The 16,889-nt window shown below is 63.0% G+C and carries 12 protein-coding genes; 9 read left to right on the top strand and 3 right to left on the bottom strand.

Going from position 1 to position 16,889, the window contains the following annotated elements:
• Nucleotides 1-186: 186 nt before the first annotated feature.
• Both MPC4_RS10420 and MPC4_RS10425 read right to left on the bottom strand, forming a co-directional pair.
• The gene (locus tag MPC4_RS10420; protein WP_342343627.1) at nucleotides 187-1,365 is read right to left on the bottom strand and encodes a hypothetical protein; all 1,179 of its coding nucleotides are present in this window, start codon (nucleotides 1,363-1,365) and stop codon (nucleotides 187-189) included.
• 139 nt (nucleotides 1,366-1,504) lie between these two features.
• Nucleotides 1,505-2,731 (bottom strand): aminotransferase class I/II-fold pyridoxal phosphate-dependent enzyme, encoded by a 1,227-nt coding sequence (locus tag MPC4_RS10425; RefSeq protein ID WP_174512470.1) that lies wholly within the window; start codon nucleotides 2,729-2,731, stop codon nucleotides 1,505-1,507.
• A gap of 446 nt (nucleotides 2,732-3,177) precedes the next feature.
• Between MPC4_RS10425 and MPC4_RS10430 the strand changes: the two genes are divergently transcribed.
• From MPC4_RS10430 to MPC4_RS10440, 3 genes are read left to right on the top strand one after another with little or no spacing between them, the layout of a single operon-like run.
• Nucleotides 3,178-4,356, top strand: a complete 1,179-nt coding sequence (locus MPC4_RS10430) for a cell surface protein (protein WP_174512471.1) — start codon at nucleotides 3,178-3,180, stop codon at nucleotides 4,354-4,356.
• Entirely contained in the window at nucleotides 4,349-5,311 is a 963-nt protein-coding gene (locus tag MPC4_RS10435) for a DUF6384 family protein (RefSeq protein ID WP_174512472.1), read from the top strand. The genes MPC4_RS10430 and MPC4_RS10435 overlap by 8 nt, the downstream gene beginning before the upstream one ends.
• Nucleotides 5,312-5,315: 4 nt before the next feature.
• A complete protein-coding gene (locus MPC4_RS10440; protein WP_174512473.1) occupies nucleotides 5,316-6,734 on the top strand; it encodes a coiled-coil domain-containing protein in 1,419 nt (472 codons plus the stop codon).
• 78 nt (nucleotides 6,735-6,812) lie between these two features.
• Here MPC4_RS10440 and pyc read toward each other — a convergent pair whose 3' ends face one another.
• Complete coding sequence (gene pyc, locus MPC4_RS10445) at nucleotides 6,813-10,256, bottom strand: pyruvate carboxylase (RefSeq protein WP_174512474.1); 3,444 nt, start codon at nucleotides 10,254-10,256, stop codon at nucleotides 6,813-6,815.
• A 280-nt stretch (nucleotides 10,257-10,536) separates the two neighbouring features.
• Between pyc and MPC4_RS10450 the strand changes: the two genes are divergently transcribed.
• The 6 genes from MPC4_RS10450 to MPC4_RS10475 all read left to right on the top strand — a co-directional run bounded on the left by MPC4_RS10450 (nucleotide 10,537) and on the right by MPC4_RS10475 (nucleotide 16,853).
• Complete coding sequence (locus MPC4_RS10450) at nucleotides 10,537-11,394, top strand: hypothetical protein (RefSeq protein WP_174512475.1); 858 nt, start codon at nucleotides 10,537-10,539, stop codon at nucleotides 11,392-11,394.
• A 46-nt stretch (nucleotides 11,395-11,440) separates the two neighbouring features.
• Complete coding sequence (locus MPC4_RS10455; RefSeq protein ID WP_244628946.1) at nucleotides 11,441-13,033, top strand: M48 family metalloprotease; 1,593 nt, start codon at nucleotides 11,441-11,443, stop codon at nucleotides 13,031-13,033.
• A gap of 171 nt (nucleotides 13,034-13,204) precedes the next feature.
• Nucleotides 13,205-13,387, top strand: coding sequence for a DUF3311 domain-containing protein (locus MPC4_RS10460; RefSeq protein WP_134491781.1), 183 nt, complete (start codon nucleotides 13,205-13,207; stop codon nucleotides 13,385-13,387).
• The gene (mctP, locus tag MPC4_RS10465) at nucleotides 13,377-14,888 is read left to right on the top strand and encodes a monocarboxylate uptake permease MctP (protein ID WP_174512476.1); all 1,512 of its coding nucleotides are present in this window, start codon (nucleotides 13,377-13,379) and stop codon (nucleotides 14,886-14,888) included. The genes MPC4_RS10460 and mctP overlap by 11 nt, the downstream gene beginning before the upstream one ends.
• A 184-nt stretch (nucleotides 14,889-15,072) precedes the next feature.
• Nucleotides 15,073-15,294: a hypothetical protein gene (locus MPC4_RS10470; RefSeq protein WP_174512477.1), complete on the top strand. Its 222-nt coding sequence runs from the start codon at nucleotides 15,073-15,075 to the stop codon at nucleotides 15,292-15,294.
• 275 nt (nucleotides 15,295-15,569) lie between these two features.
• On the top strand, nucleotides 15,570-16,853 hold the full coding sequence (locus MPC4_RS10475) for an FAD-dependent oxidoreductase (protein WP_174512478.1): 1,284 nt from the start codon (nucleotides 15,570-15,572) through the stop codon (nucleotides 16,851-16,853).
• Nucleotides 16,854-16,889: the final 36 nt, after the last annotated feature.

Genomic DNA, 16,889 nt, shown 5'->3' on the forward strand with positions numbered 1-16,889 from the left:
CGATCTGCAAAACCTTTGAGTTATTCTAACTTCATCTCGGGCGCTTTCCAGCGGAACCGGCCATTCGGTCAATTGGAAACCACCCCAGCTTCAGGAGTCCGAACATAGTCGCGTCGATCAGATGAGAACAGTCTGATCGGAATATGCTCACGGGCGCCGCGCGAATGATCTGGACGCGGGCGCCGTTCAAGCCGTGAGTTTCTTCTCATAGACCCGGTGAATCTTGTCGATGCGCGCGCCCGCGAATTCGATCGGCCGGCGCATGCCGATATTATCCTCCAGAACCCAGCCGAACTCGACATGCTCGATCGAGCTTTTTGCGCTGCGCTGACGGATTTCCTCGATGAAGGCCAGGATGACGGCGCCGCCAGCCGCTTTCCGCTGCAGGGCGCGCCGGACGCCAAAGAGGCAGAGACGCCCTGACTTGAAAGCATGATTGCGGATGCGCGCGATGATCCGCGGCAGCCCGAACGGAAACAGGCGCCCGCCAAGATCAGCGGTGATCTCATGCAGATTCGGCAGCACGATGCCGAAAGCCTGGGGCGTCCCGTCGAGCTCGATCATGAAGCCGCCTTCAGGAGGCATGACCAGTTTCAGGCCATCGGCGGCCGACATGAACTCTTCGAGGGTGAAGGGGACAAAACCCCAGTTCTCACTCCAGGCGTCATTGAAAATATCGACGATGATCGCCGCCTCGTCGCCAAGCTTTTTGAGGTCAAGCGTTCGGATCTTCAGGCGATCGCGCCATTCGGGACGGTCGAGAATGCCGGCCTTCGCCTGCCGGTCCTTCGCCGTCACGTCATAGCGGTAAGAGATCAGATCGCGCGCCTTGCGGTAGCCGAGCTTTTCGATCGCCTCGACGAGATAAGGCGGATTCCAGGGCATCAAAACCATCGGCGCCGCATCAAATCCTTGAACGAGCAGGCCCACTTCGCCATTGACGGAAGGCGAAAACGGCCCGTGAACGACCGTGGCGCCTCTCTCGCGCAGCCATTTCTCGGCCGTGCGCGTCAAGGCCTCGACGACAGCCGGGTCATTGACGGCGTCAAGGCAGCCAAATTGTGCGCTCGAGGCCCCGACAGGCGCGGGCGTGTCCTTCTTATAGACTTGCGCCATGATGCGGCCGGCTGGCTTGCCGTCCTTGCGCGCGATCCAGGCCTGCCAATCGACCTGCTTGAAATGCGGATTGAGCTTTGACCCGTGCACGGTCCAGCGTTCGGCGTCCAGCGGCGGCGCGAAGCCGCTCTGGCCTTTGTAGATCTGGCGCGGCAGGCGGCAAAAGCTGAGAAAGGCGGTCAGGCCGTTGACCGGGATGATTTCGATCGCGCCGAGCGACATGGCTTTACCTTTGGCGTCCAATGACAAAACCGGTTCTTTCGCGCAATGTTAAATCATGCCCTCTGGACCTGCCAGCAACGGGCGTCGCGCTTTGGGAACGGCGCTTATCTGATGCGTCGATTATTTTCTCCCCGCGCGGGGAACAAAGCTGACGCTGCGCGCCGGTTTAGGGCGCGACCGCGGCGCCGAGGGCGGGCGCCGTCGAAACCGGCTCGCGCCTCGCGAGCAGATCAATCACGCCCCTGATCTCCTCCTCGGTATGTGAGGCGGAGATGAAGAAGCGCAGGCGCGGCTGGTCCTTCGGCACGCCGATCTGGATGATCGGCGGCACGTAATAGCCATTTTCCATCAGATGCCGTGAGGCGTCCAGCGTATCGAGGCTGTCGGCAAAGAGGATAGGAACGACGCCTCGTCCGATCGCGGGACCTGTGTCGAGGCCGGATTCTCGCGCGAGGTCGACAAAAAGCTCCGCGTTCTTGCGCAGCCGCTCGAGCCGCCAGGTCTCCGTCTGCATCAATTGCAGCGCCGCCGCGGCGGCGGCGGAAATGACCGGGGAAAGACCAACGGAATAGACAAAGCCCGGCAGCGTGTAGCGCATCCATTCGATGACGGCCGCCTTGCCGGCGATAAAGCCGCCGCAGGAGGCGAGCGTCTTCGACAGCGTGCCGACCATCAGGTCGATGCGCTGAGGATCGACGCCGCAATATTCGCAAAGTCCGCGCCCCTCGGCGCCGAGCACGCCAATTGAATGAGCCTCGTCGATCATCAGCCAGGCGTTGTGGCTCTCCTTGATCTCGACGAGACGCGGCAGGTCGGCGATGTCGCCGTCCATGCTGTAGAGACCCTCCGCGACGATCATCACATTGCGATAGCTTTCGCGGCGCTCGCGCAGCAGAAAATCGAGATGGTCGAAATCATTGTGGCGGAAGATGATCGTTTCGGCGACCGCGCTTTTGGCGCCGCTGACGATGCTGTTATGCGACAATTCATCGATGAAAAGCGCGTCGCGCGATCCGAGCAGATGCGAAATCGTCGTCACATTGGCCAAATAGCCGCTGACCAGCGTAAGCGCCGATTGGGTTCCGATGAATTTGGCGAGATCATCCTCGAGGATATGATGCAGGGACCGCTGGCCGCCGACAAGGCGGGAGGCGAGGGCGCCGACGCCGAAAGTCTCGAGCGCGCCCGAGGCGGCGCTCTTCACCGCCGGATGCGAGGAAAGGCCAAGATAGTCATAATTGGCGAAGCTGACGAAGCGCCGTCCGTTGGCCGCGGCCTCCTTGCGCAAGCTATCTATCGGCGCGAAGAACGGATCGCCGCTTTCGAGATAGGCTTTGCCGGCGAGGCGGAAGCGGCGGGTTGCGTGATCTTCGAGGCTGTTGATCTTGGTCACTTAGCTCGGCTGTCCAAACGGTTCAAGAAACGCCTGTTCTATCAAAGATGAGCGCTTCTACTGCGAAGGATCGAAAGGATCCGGAGATATGGATCCGAGCAATAGCATCACGGCTGCGATGGAGCAAAAGCGATCTTTGACCTGCGCCGCGACATCGCCTTCATGAAGCGCCTTGAACGCCGATAAAATTTTATACTTCAAAGACTTAATTCAATTGGTCAATTCGAGTTACAAAACGTAACAAAGGGACGAACTCCTCTCCCAAGCGCGAGCCGCGCCGTTCCTGATGCAACGGCCTAAGCGGAAACATTGCGGATCGAATCAGTTTCACCGTCGCATAATTTGCCTTTGGCGGCCGCCGCGCGCCGGCGCGCCTATCGGCGGAGCCGATTTTGATCTATGACTTGCAGCGTCCGGTGACCGATCGACAATCAAGGATTAAATCCATGGGCGACGTCGTTGTGCGCACTCCGATGCAATATCTGGACAAGGCTAATTCCGCTTTGCGCGATCTTGGGCTCCTGCCGGCCAAGGTGGAAGCCGCGCCGATCAATGCGCTTCTCGAACAGATTTCGGACCTCGAGCCGGAAAAGATCGCGGTGATCGCGAAAACGCTCGGCGAAGCCTCGGTCTTCAATGAAGTGGTGCGCGAGCAGACCGCAGCCATGTCAATCGGCCAGCGTTATCAGGACATCGCCAAAGCCTTCGATTCCATTCGCGATGACGCGAAAACGATGGTCGACCAGCTCGATGACGGCAAAATTGATCTTTTTGAGCGCGTCAATAATGTATGGATGAAAGTCAGCCGCGGCGACATCGCGGTCCGGTTCGACAAGATCAAAGAGACTTATCTTGAAGTAACCGCCGCGACGAAAGACCAGATCCAGCGCGAGGCCCGTATTCTCGAAGCTTATCGTGACTATCGCGGGGCGCTGAAACAATCCGAGATACTGGCTCTCGAAGTCCAGGAAGCGGCCGAGGCCAAGCTGGACGCGGCGAAGGCCGGCCTCAAGGCCGCCTCGGACAAGGTCGCAAACTTCTCCGGAACGCAGGCGGCCGAACGCGCCGGCTTTGAACTCGCGCGCGACGAGCATCTGCGCCGCGTGCAAGACGAGGAAAAGCGCTATCAGATCGCCAAGGATCTCGCCGACAATCTGACCATCAGCTATAATACGTCGGAAGTCATCATGGCGCGCCTCATGCAGACGACCAACGCCAAGGAGCGGGTCTACGCGCAGTCCGTGAGCTTTTTCTCCACCAATGACAGCGTGCTGACGGCGCTGAAGGCCTCGTTCACCGGAGTCTTCGGGCTGCATGAATCGACCGCGACCCTCGAGGCGATGAAAGAGGGAGTCTCCAAATCGATCGAGATTCTCGCCGAGGTCGGCGGCAAGGCGCAGGAAGCGGCCGTCCGCGCCGGCTATGGCCCGACGATCAGGGCCGATGCAGTGAAGAAGCTGGTCGACAGCGTCGTCAGCTTCCAGGTGCGCTCGCTCGGCATCGTCGCTGAAATGCGCGAAATGGCGACGAAGAATTCCGCCGAGATCCGGGACGCGGTCGAGGCCGGCAACCGGCGCATCGCCGCGCTGATCGCCGAAGGCAAGGCGCTTCCGATCGATGGCTGAAACTCTCGCTCCGGCCGCGGCCGGGGCCGCGCGAGGTCAGGCGGTCAAGCTCGACGACCTCATGCTCGCCATGGACGTCGTTGATACGCTACGCCACCAGGACGCCTTCGTCGCCCGCGAGCTCAATGAGGACGCGCGGGAGCAGGAATTGGTTCTCCGCCTGCGCAAGATCTATCGCGAGCAGGGCATCGAAGTCTCCGACGCGACGATCGGGGAGGGCGTCAAGGCCCTCAAGGAAAGCCGCTTCGTCTATACGCCGCCAAAGCGCGGCCCCGGTCTCGTTCTGGCGAGGCTATGGATCGCGCGCGGCCGGATCGGCGCCGCGCTCACCGCCATCGCAGGCGCAATCGGCGTGATTTGGGCGGCCTATTACTTCCTTGCCGAGCGCCCTGCCCGCATCGAGGCGGAACGCGCGCAGATCGAAATTTCGACGAGCCTGCCGAAAGCATTGGATGAGGCTTATGGCGAGGTCATCAACGACGCGAAGACGCCGGCCGCGCGGCCAAGGGCCGATCGCCTGCTGGCGGACGGCCGCGAGGCGCTGGCGCGCAAGGACGGCGCCGGCGCCAAGGCCGCAATCAGCGGGCTGGGGCGGCTTTCGGCGGATCTGCGCCAGAACTATCAGCTCATGATCGTCTCGCGCCCCGGCGAGCCGAGCGGCGTCTTCCGCATTCCTGATCGCAACACGGGCGCGCGCAACTATTATCTCATCGTCGAGGCGATCGGCGCCGACGGCCGCCCGATGGCCCTGCCCATCACCAGCGAAGAGGATGGAAGCGCCAAAATGACGACCAAATGGGGCCTTCGGGTCGACCAGCAGGTCTATCAGTCGGTCGCCGCCGACAAAGCCGACGACGGCATCATCCAGAAGCGAAAGGTTGGCGAGAAACGGCGCGGGTTCCTCGACGTCGATTACGCAATCCCGACCTCCGGCGCCGCGATCAGCCAGTGGTGAGCCCATGATAAGCGGTCAGCAGGCGCTTTTCGAGATCGAGCAGGCGACGGCCGCCATTCGCATTCAGGAGAGCGATTGCGCGAACCAGCTTTTGGCGACCGATCAGGAGCTTGCGCGGCTGCGCGCGACGCGCGGCGAACTCCTGCGCAAGCTCGCCAGCGCGCGTCTCGACGCCATGCGCAGCGAACAGATCGCGGGCGAAATCGCCTCGGCGGAGCAGCGGGCGCTGCGCATGATCGCTGAAAGCCGCGCCACACTGGAAAGCCTGTCGGCGCGGATCGGCGCCGCGCAAACGGCGCGCGCGGAGGCCGAGACCGAGCGCCGCGAAAAGGCCGGGGAGGTCGCGCGCATTCTCGGCCGGCTCGAGGAGCTGCAGGCAGGCGTCGAACCGAAGGTGCGCGGTTCGGCGGAATGGATCGCGCAAAAGGAGCGCGTCGATCGGGCCCAGCATGTTTTCGAGGCCTCGGACGCGAAGGCGACGCAGGCCGAAACCGATCGCGCCGCGAAGGGCAAGCCTTATGAGGATGATCCGCTCTTCATGTATCTCTGGTCGCGCGGTTTCGGCGCGGCGCAGTACCGTTCCGGCTTCCTCGTCCGGTTCTTCGACGAAAAAGTCGCGCGCCTGATCGGCTTTCACGCCGCGCGGCCGAATTATGCGATGCTGAAGGAAATCCCCTTGCGCCTTCGCGCCCATGCGGAGCGCTGCCGCGCCGAGCTTGCCGCGGAAAGGCAAAAGCTCGCCGACATCGAAAAGGCCGGCCTCGAAGCGGCGGGCGCAGGCGCCTTCGAGGAGGAGCTGCGCGCCGCGCGAACGGCGCTCGCCGCGGCGGACGACCGGCTGAAGGCGGCTGACGCGGCGCTCCGAACGCTCGACGCGGAGCGTGACAAGGCGCTGAACGAAGAAGTCCAGGCCACGACGGCGCGGGCCGTCGACATCCTCTCGAACGCCGACAGCAATGAATCCATCCGCGAACTGTACCGCAAGGCGGCGATGACCCGCGCGATCGAGGATGATGTCGCCGTGCAGGACATTGAGGCGAACGACAGAAGCCTGGCTGCGAGTGAGCGCCAGCGCGCCGACCTCATCGGCAAAGCGCGGCAATTGGCGCAGCGCCGCTCGGACATCGAAGCCGAACGCGCGAAATTCTACCGGCGCGGCTATGACAATCCCATGGGCCAGTTCGACAATGAGAACGCCATAGCCGACGCGCTGGGCGCCATCCTCAAAGGAGTCGTGCAGGGCGCCGTGCTGGGAACGGTTCTGCAAGGCGGCTATAATGAGCGCCAGCGCCGCGCCGACAGCGGCTTTGGCGGCGACCGGGGGTTCAATTTTCCGGGCGCCGAAGGCGGTGGATCTGGCGGCGGCTGGATCGGCGGGGACTCGGGCGGCGGCGACGGGTTCAGGACCGGCGGGGGATTTTAAGCCTCTTTCAGAGGAACGGCCGCGATTTCCTATGTCGTGTGGGCCTTAGTGGTCAGATATGATTGTAGTTTGAGTTCGCTACTCCAGCACCATCAAAAGATCGCGGGCGTCGATCTGCTGGCCGGGCGTGACGAGGATTTCCGCGACCTTGCCGTCGCGCGGCGCGTGCAGCGATGTCTCCATTTTCATCGCTTCCAGCGTCGCGACGACATCACCGGCCTTGACCTGCTGGCCCAGACGCACAGCGATGGTCGAGACGGCGCCAGGCATCGGCGCCGCCACATGCGAATCATTGCCGTCCTCGGCTTTGCGGCGGGCGATGGCGGTGACCGCGGCGGAACGGTTCTGCACCCGGATGATGCGCTGCTGACCATTGAGCTCGAAGAAGACCTTGACCTTGCCTTCCTCATCCGTCTCGCCGACCGTCACCAGAAGCAGCACGAGCGTCTTGCCCGGCTCGATCTCGATGGCGATCTCGTCATTTTGCTGCATGCCATAGAAGAACACCGGCGTCGGCAAGGCCGAGACCGGCCCGAAGCGGCGGATCGTGGCGCAGAATTCGCTAAAAACCTTCGGATACATCAGATAGGAGGCGAGATCGTCGTCGCTCAGCTGGCGCCCGCACGCTTTCTCGGCATCAATGCGCGCGCCGCCGAAGTCGGTGGGCGCCAGCAAGGCGCCGGGGCGCCCGTCGATCGGCTTTTCGCCTTTCAGCGCTTTCGCCTGCAAGGCCGGCGGCCAACCGCCCGGCGGCTGGCCGAGATCGCCGGCCAGCATATCGACGACCGAGGTCGGAAACGCGATTTCGTGGCCAGGGTCGAGCACGTCCTGCGGCGTCAGATTCTGGCTGACCATCATCAGCGCCATGTCGCCGACGACTTTGGAGGACGGCGTCACCTTGACGATGTCGCCGAAGAGGTCATTGGCGTCGCGGTAGGCTTTCGCGACTTCGTGCCAGCGCGTCTCGAGTCCAAGACCCCTTGCCTGCTCGCGCAGATTGGTGAACTGGCCGCCCGGCATCTCGTGCAGATAAACCTCCGAGGTGCCGGCCTTGAGGTCGCTCTCGAAGGCGGCGTATTGCTGGCGCACCGCCTCCCAGTAGAAGCTCAGCTGGCGGATGGTTTCCGCGTCGAGCCCGGTGTCGCGCGGATTGTTGCGCAGCGCCGCCGCGATGGAGCCGAGGCAGGGCTGCGAGGTCATGCCGGACATGGAGTCGATCGCCGCGTCGACGGCGTCGACCCCCGCGTCGATGGCGGCGAGCACGGTCGCCGCCGAAATGCCGGAGGTGTCGTGCGTATGCAGATGCAGCGGCAGGCCGACTTCTTCACGCAAGGTTCTGACGAGAACGCGCGCCGCCTCCGGCAGCAAAAGGCCCGCCATATCCTTGATCGCGAGGATGTGGCAGCCCGCCCGCTCCAGCTCCTTGGCGACGCCGACGTAATAATTCAGCGAGAACTTGGCGCGGGCGGGATCGAGGATGTCGCCAGTGTAGCAGATCGCGCCTTCGGCCAGCTTGCCGGTCTCGCATACGGCGTCGATTGAGACGCGCATGTTCTCGACCCAGTTGAGGCAGTCGAAAATGCGAAACAGGTCGATGCCGCTGGCGGCGCGGCGCACGAAATATTTCACCACATTGTCGGGATAATTGGTGTAGCCGACGCCGTTCGCGCCGCGCAGCAGCATTTGCGTCAGCAGATTTGGCGCGCGTTCGCGCACCTGCGCCAGCCGCTCCCACGGGTCTTCGGAAAGGAACCGCATCGAGACGTCGAAGGTCGCGCCGCCCCAGCACTCCAGCGAAAGCAGCTGCGGCAGCCCCTTGGCGTAGGCCTCCGCGGCGGCGACGATGTCGCGCGTGCGCATGCGGGTCGCGATCAGCGATTGATGGGCGTCCCGCATGGTGGTGTCGGTGACGAGCACGCGCTGTTCATTGCGCATCCATTCGGCGAAGGCTTTGGCCCCAAGCGCATCGAACCGCTGCCGCGTTCCGGGCGGAACAGGCTTGTCCGGAAAATAGGGCGAGACCGGCGGGCGCGCCGTCGCCGGGGGCTTCGCCCGTCCGCGCGTTTCCGGATGGCCGTTGACCGTGACGTCGGCGATCCAGGTCAGCAGCTTGGTCGCGCGGTCCTTGCGTTTCTTGAAGTCGAACAGAGACGGCGTGTCGTCGATGAACCGCGTCGTATAGTCGTTCGATATGAAATGCGGGTCGTTGATGATGTTGTGCAGGAAGGCGAGATTGGTGGCGACGCCGCGAATGCGATATTCGAGCAGCGCGCGATCCATCCGGCGGATCACCTCTTCCGGCGTCGGCGCCCATGCGGTCACCTTCTCCAGCAGGGGATCGTAGAAGCGCGTGACGATGGCGCCCGAATAGGCGGTGCCGCCGTCGACGCGAATGCCAAAGCCCATGGCGCCGCGATAGGCGGTGATGCGGCCGTAATCCGGAATGAAGTTGTTTTCCGGATTTTCCGTCGTGATCCGGCATTGCAGCGCGTGACCCGAGAGACGAATGTCTTTTTGCTCGGGGATTCCGGTTTCGTCGAGCCGCCCGATGTGCTTGCCTTCGGCGATTCTGATCTGGGCTTTGACGATGTCGAGGCCGGTCACGACCTCCGTCACCGTATGCTCGACCTGGATGCGCGGATTGACTTCGATGAAGTAGAATTTGTTGGTGTCTGCGTCGAGCAGAAACTCGACGGTGCCGGCGCCGACATAATTCGTCGCGCGTCCGATTTTCAGCGCCGCCTCGCACAGTTCGAGACGCGTCAACTCGTCGAGATAGGGAGCGGGAGCGCGTTCGACAACCTTCTGATGGCGCCGCTGTATGGAACAGTCACGCTCGAAGAGATGCACCAGATTGCCATGCGTGTCGCCAAGAATCTGAACCTCGACGTGGCGAGCCCGGCGCACCAGCTTTTCGAGATAAACCTCGTCCTTGCCGAAAGCGTTTTTGGCTTCGCGCTTGGCGCTGACCACCGCGTCGGCGAGCTTGTCCTCGCTCTCGATCGGGCGCATACCGCGCCCGCCGCCGCCCCAGGAGGCTTTCAGCATGACCGGATAGCCGATCTCGCGGGCGAGGCGCTTGATCTCGTCCGGATCATCGGGGAGCGGCGCCGTCGCCGGCATCACCGGCGCGCCGGAACTGACCGCGATGTTGCGGGCCGCCACCTTGTTGCCGAGGTCGCGCATCGTCTGCGGCGAGGGACCGATGAAGATGATTCCGGCCTTCGCGCAGGCTTCCGCGAATTCGGGACTTTCCGAGAGGAAGCCATAGCCGGGATGGATGGCGTCGACTTTGGCTTCAATCGCGACCCGGATGACGTCTTCGATCGAAAGATAGGCCTCGAGCGGGCCTTTGCCGACGCCGATCTGATAGGCTTCGTCGGCTTTGAATCGATGCAGCGAAAGCTTGTCTTCCTCAGCATAAATCGCAACCGTGCGGATGCCGAGCTCCGTCGCCGCGCGGAATACGCGGATCGTGATTTCGGATCGGTTGGCGACCAATAGACGACGAATTCGGGCCATAGTCTCTCACTGCCGTTCAAGATGGTGCGGTCTCGCCGCCCCCGGAGAAGTCACGGTCAAGACCGCGCCCATTTAGACGCAACGAAACACAAATGTCATCGCTGTTTGAGTGAAAGCCTAGTTTAATGGCGCCCGACCGCCTTATGACCGGGAAATGACCGCAGATGATGTTTCGCCGCGCCGCGCGCAAGATGCGCCGCGTCCCGCCTCTGGGCCGGGACCGGGCGGCCGCGTGAGGCCGCGCCGCGCTAAAACTCGGGAAAAGCGTGGGAAAAGCGCGATGCTGCGAGCCGGTTTCGCCGGTCTGGCGCTGGCCGTCGTCGCCACGGCGCGCGCCGAAGATGCTTGCGCGCGACCGCCCGCCCTCGACCCCGCGGGCCGCGAGGGCGCCGCGCAAGGACGCGTCCAAGCCGTCAATGAAAGGCTCGAATTGACGCTTGAAGACGGCAGGCGGCTGAAGATCGCGGGCCTCGATCCGCCACGGCCGACGCCGGACAATCCCGACCTCGACGTCAGATCGGGAGAAAGGCTCGCGGCCTGGCTTGCCGGCAAGGATATCGTCTTTCGCCTGACCGGACCACGCCCGGACCGCTGGGGCCGCTACAGCGTTGAGGCCTTCGCGCCCGCGCAGGCGGCGGCGCCCTCAGCCGTGCCCGTCGCGCAGGCCGCGCTCGACGCCGGCCTCGCGCGCTTTGAACCCGGCGCCGCGGCGCGGCCGTGCCGCACTTTTCTGCTCGCCGCCGAAACCACCGCCCGCGCGGGCGCGCTTGGACTTTGGGCCGATCCGTATTATGCGATTATCGCGGCCGGCGATCACGAGTCCTTCGCCGAGAAGGCCGCAACCTCCGTCATTGTCGAAGGCCGCGTCACCGGCGTCGCCAAGGATGGGTTTCGTACGACACTTTTATTCGGGGATCGCCGCGGTTTCGATTTTTCGGTCACGATATTGCAACGCAACGTCAAGATATTCACCGCCGCCGGGGTCGACATCGAAAAGTTTCAGGGCCAGACGATTCGCGTGCGCGGCCTCCTTGACATGCGTTTCGGACCGCAGATCGAAGTCTCAAACCCGGATGAGATTGAAATGCTACCGCAAGGACAAGACGCAGCCGCGCCGAAGACGGCCCCGCAGCGTTGAGACAGGTCTTCGTCACGCTATGAAGCTTTTCGCGGATATGGCCGGCATGCTGCGGTCGATGGCCCTCAGCGGCCGAGACCTCGCCGGGTCATTATCGCGCGTGACGGAGCCTCTTACGGTCAAGGAAGGCGCCGCATTTCGTCAGGGATGGGCGAAGCTCCGGTCGGACGAAATCGCGCGACGCTTCGGCGTTTTCTGCGTTCTTGCCGCCGCCCTCGCGCTTGCGGCCTGCGCCTCGATAGAGCCGCAGGGCGACCAATCGTTCAAGATGGAGGCGCCGCCGTTGCCGCCTCATCCGCCAGCGCCCGAAAACAAGGCGCTGGCGGAGCATAACCGCATGGTCGCGCTTTTCGACGGCGAATATAAAGATCCCGCCGCCGAGCGCTATCTCAACGAGATCCTGGCAAAGCTCGCCAAGGCCGACGACAAGCCGAGCGAGCCTTACAAGGTCACGATCCTCAATTCGCCCATCGTCAACGCCTTCGCTTTGCCTCCGCGCGACCTTTTCATCACAAGAGGCCTGCTGGCGCTCGCCAATGACGCCTCGGAGGTCGCGGCGGTGATGGCGCATGAGATCGCCCATCTCACCGCCAGGCACGCCGTGCAGCGCGAGGAAGAAGAAAAGCGCGCCGCCGTGATCAGTCAGGCCGCGACCGTCATTCAGAACAAGCAGAAAGGCGCGGAGATTGAGGCCACCGCACGGCGCACCATCGCGACCTTCTCGCGCCAGCAGGAGCTCGACGCCGACCAGATCGGCATCAAGGCGATCGCAAGGGCGGGCTTTGATCCTTACGGCGCATCGCGTTTCCTCAGCGCGCTCGGACGCTCCGCCGCCATGCGCACCTCGCTGATCGGCCAGAACGCCAGCGCCGACAAGCCAGATATTCTTGCGACGCATCCCTCGACGCCGGAGCGGGTGACGCAAGCGATCGCCGTCGCCCGTCAGATCGGCGCGCCCGGCATCGGGGTGACCGATCGCGATTCCTATCTCGCGGCGATCGACGGCATGATTTTCGGCGACGGCCCCTCCGAAGGCGTCGTGCGCGGCCGCTCCTTCCTGCAGGCGCGGCTCGGCTTTGCCTTCGTCGCCCCGGAAGGATTTGCTCTCGAGAACGCCTCGAAAGCCCTGCTCGGGGTTTCCGGCGACGGAAACGAGGCGCTCCGGCTCGACAGCGTCAAGGCGCCGCCCGGCATGTCGCTTGAGGCCTATATGGCGTCCGACTGGATCGACGGCCTGATGCAAAGCTCGATCGAATCGGTCGACGTCAACGGCATGCCGGCCGTGATCGCCAGCGCCAGGGCGGGCGACTGGAACTTCCGCCTCGCCGTGATTCGTTTCGACCCGACGCAGATCTATCGTCTGATTTTCGCCATGCGGGCGCAGACCGACGCGAACGAAAAGCGCTTTCGCGGCGCGCTCAATTCGTTTCACCGCGCCTCTCCCGAAGAGATCCGGGAGGTGCGCCCGATGCGAATCAGCATCGTGACGGCGACGCCGGGCCAGACGCCCGGCGATCTGGCGGACAAGATGGCGACGCCTGATCGTAAGCTCGAATTTTTCCTGCTGATCAATGGGCTCGAGGCCGACGCGACAGTCGCGCCGGGCGAACGCTACAAGATTGTCGTTGAACAGGAATAGACGCTCTCGCAACAGCCCCGGCGGCGCGGCGCCCGCCGTTCGCATGCTGAGAGTTCTGGATTTTATTGTCATTTTCCGCCGCGCAATCCCGCGTTGCCGATTGATTTCGGCCGCCGCTGGGGTAGCATGACGAAACCTTAAATTAAGAAGAATAAATTGGAGGAGACCACCTTGCGCCCATTATGGCTCCTTCTCCTCATCCCCTACATCGGCCTTCTCTGGGTTCCGTTCTACAACCGGATGACGCCTGAGCTGTTCGGCTTCCCCTTTTTCTATTGGTACCAGCTGCTGTTTGTGCCGATCACGTCGTTTCTGATCTATCTCGTTTATCGGCGAGTGCGCGATGAACCCTGAGCTCGATTACCCGGCTCTGATCGTTTTTCTGGTCATGTTTACGCTCGTGACCGTCATGGGCTTCGTCGCGGCGCGCTGGCGGCGGCCCAAGACGCTCGCCCACCTCGACGAGTGGGGCCTCGGCGGGCGCCAGTTCGGCACCTGGATCACCTGGTTCCTCGTCGGCGGCGATTTCTACACCGCCTATACGATCATCGCGGTGCCGGCGCTGGTCTATGCCGTCGGCGCCTATGGCTTCTTCGCGCTGCCCTACACGATCATCGTTTTTCCCTTTGTCTTCGCGGTCATGCCGCTACTTTGGAAGGTCGCGAAGCGCCACAATTACGTCACCGCCGCTGATGTTGTGCACGGCCGCTATAAATCCCGCGCGCTTGAACTCGCCGTCGCGGCGACCGGCGTCGTCGCGACGATGCCCTATATCGCGCTACAGCTGATCGGCATGGCGGCGGCGATCCACGCGCTCGGCATTCCCGGCGAAATTCCGCTCATCGCGGCCTTTCTGGTGCTCGCCGTCTACACCTATTCGTCGGGCCTTCGCGCGCCCGCCCTCATCGCTTTCGTCAAGGATGCGATGATCTATATCGTCGTGTTCGTGGCGATCGCCTTCATCCCGCTGAAACTCGGCGGCTATCGCGCCGTGTTCGAATCAGCCGAGGCAGCTTTCAAAGCGAAGGGATCTGGCGGCATTTTGTTGGCGCCGGGCCAGTATATCGCCTATGCGAGCCTTGCCTTCGGCTCCGCGATGGCCGCCTTCATGTATCCGCATACGCTGACTGCGATCTTTGCGAGTTCCGGCGCGAACACGATTCGCAAAAACGCCATGCTGCTGCCGGCCTACACCCTGCTCCTCGGCCTGCTCGCGCTGCTGGGCTACATGGGCCATGCGGCGGGCCTCAAGCTCACCAACAACAATGACGTCGTTCCAGTGTTGTTCAAGACGCTGTTTCCCGGCTGGTTCGCCGGCTTCGCCTTCGCCGCCATCGTCATCGGCGCGCTGGTTCCCGCCGCGGTCATGAGCATTGGCGCGGCCAATCTCTTCACGCGCAATTTCTGGAAAGCCTACGTTGATCCCGAAATCAGCCCCGCGGGCGAAGCAAAGGTCGCGAAGATCACCTCCATGCTCGTCAAGGTCGGCGCGCTGATGGTGATCTTGTTCCTGCCGACGCAATTCGCCCTCGATCTGCAACTGCTCGGCGGCTTGTGGATCCTGCAGACCTTTCCCGCGCTGATTTTCGGCCTTTTCACCAACTGGTTCCGGGCGCCAGGCCTTCTTGCCGGCTGGGGGATAGGATTTGTCGGCGGCACATGGCTCGCCTGGACGGATGATTTCAAGCCGCTGCATGGTTTCGTTTACGACGGCTCGAAGTTCTCCGTCTATTCGGGACTGCTTGCTCTCGCGGCCAATATACTGGTCGCTGTCGTGGTCTCGGCTTTCACGCGCGGACGCGGCGTGGGCGGGAGGCTGACGCCCTCTGCGGAGCGCGGTCTGAGGCGAAGCTGACGAGCGACGGAAAAACGCAGAATCCGACGTTGACTTCGCGGCGCCGGCACGGATGATGCAGGCCCCTTCAGCGCCGCCGCTCAGCTTCAGTCCCGCAAAATCAAACAGTCCGAGCCCCCGCCTGATCGGCATTCACCTCGACGCCAGTTCCTGTATACTGATCTGATTAAAAGGAGCGCCAGAAATGGACAAATTCGATCGACCGCGCGAAATCATAGAATTCTGCCTGAAGCCTTTGAACCTTCCGACTTCGTCGGAAGAATATAAGGAAGTCTATCGCCGGCTCGAACATGTGATCAAAACCTATCAATTGATGATCATTAAGGAGAAAATGCCGGTCGCCGTCGACTTCTCGAAGATGAAAACGATAACCATCAACGAAGCCGCTCACGGCGACGACGGCTGAGCGCTGCGGCGTTTATTTCGGCGCCGGAAAATCGGCGCCTGCGCAAGGCCTCGAGGCCAGGGTCTTGGCGCCCCAGGGTCTTGGCGCCCCAGGATCTTGGGGCCAAAGAGCGGCGGCTTATGGCGTCGCTGACGCCAGCGGCGGTTTCGCGCTACCCGGCCTCGCGGCCGCTCGATCGTGAAGCGCCCTGAGGTTGAGCCGTGCTGGCGAGACGGCCGCGCGGTTTTGCGTCGGGATTGCTGATCTTCGGCTGAGACAACGATCGGAAGCAGAAGATGGACGACGCCACGCAGGCCCCGACGCCGCAAAGCCCTCCACCCCCGCAAGATCTGACGTGCCGGTGCTGCGTCGTCGGCGGTGGCCCGGCGGGCATGATGCTCGGCCTTCTCTTTGCCCGTGCGGGGGTCGATGTCGTCGTCATCGAAAAGCACGCTGATTTTCTGCGTGATTTTCGCGGCGACACCATCCATCCTTCAACGCTCGAGGCCCTGAACGATCTCGGCCTCCTCGACGAGTTCCTCACCCTGCCGCATCAGGAAGCGCGCCGCCTCGAGGGCCGGGTCGGCGACGTCACAATCCCCATCGCCGATTTTTCTCATCTGCCGACACGCGCGAAATTCATCGCCTTTATGCCGCAATGGGATTTTCTCGACTTTCTCGCCAAAAAAGCGTCGCTCTACCCGCATTTCAGGCTCCTGATGTCGACGGAAGCGGTGGGCCTCCTCAAGGATGGTTCAAGGATCGCGGGCGTCGCCGCCAAGAAACAAACCGGCGCGCTGACGATCCGCGCGGATCTCACGATCGGCGCGGATGGGCGCCATTCGCGCATTCGGGACGCGGCCGGCTTCGTCCCGCTGAACATCGGAGCGCCGATGGACGTGCTGTGGTTCAGGCTTTCGCGCCGCGCCGACGACGAGAGCGAGGCGTTCGGCCGGATGGACGCCGGACAAATTCTCGTCCTGATCAATCGCGGCGGCCATTGGCAATGCGGCTATGTCATTCCCAAAGGCTCAGCTGACGTTCTCAAGGCCGCCGGCATCGACAATCTGCGCAAAAAGATCGCAGCGCTTGCGCCTTTCCTCGGCGACCGGGTCGCGGAGCTCGCAAGCTTCGATGACGTCAAGCTTTTGAGCGTCGCGGTCGATCGCCTGCCGCTCTGGCACAAGCCGGGGCTTTTGTGCATCGGCGACGCCGCTCACGCCATGTCTCCGGTCGGCGGCGTCGGGATCAATCTGGCGATCCAGGACGCCATCGCAACGGCCAATCTCCTTTCGGTTCCTTTGCTCGACCAGCCTCGTCCGCCGGACGAATGTCTTGCCAAAGTTCAGGCAAGGCGCGAATTTCCGACCAAAGCGACGCAGGCGCTGCAAGTCTTTATCCAAAGCAAGGTGATTTCACGCGTTCTGGCGGGAAGCGGCAAGATGCAGCCCGCTTGGTTCCTGCGCCTCTTCATCATCGCGCCGCTGCTGCGGCGTCTGCCGGCGCGCGTCATCGGCCTCGGTGTCAGGCCGGAGCGCGTCGCCTCGCCGGCAGCCTCGCAGGAACGGCGCTCAGCTTGACGGTTTCCTTTGGGGAAGGTCGATCGGCCAGGCTTG

The sequence above is a fragment of the Methylocella tundrae genome (assembly GCF_901905185.1).
In the GTDB taxonomy this organism is placed as follows: domain Bacteria; phylum Pseudomonadota; class Alphaproteobacteria; order Rhizobiales; family Beijerinckiaceae; genus Methylocapsa; species Methylocapsa tundrae.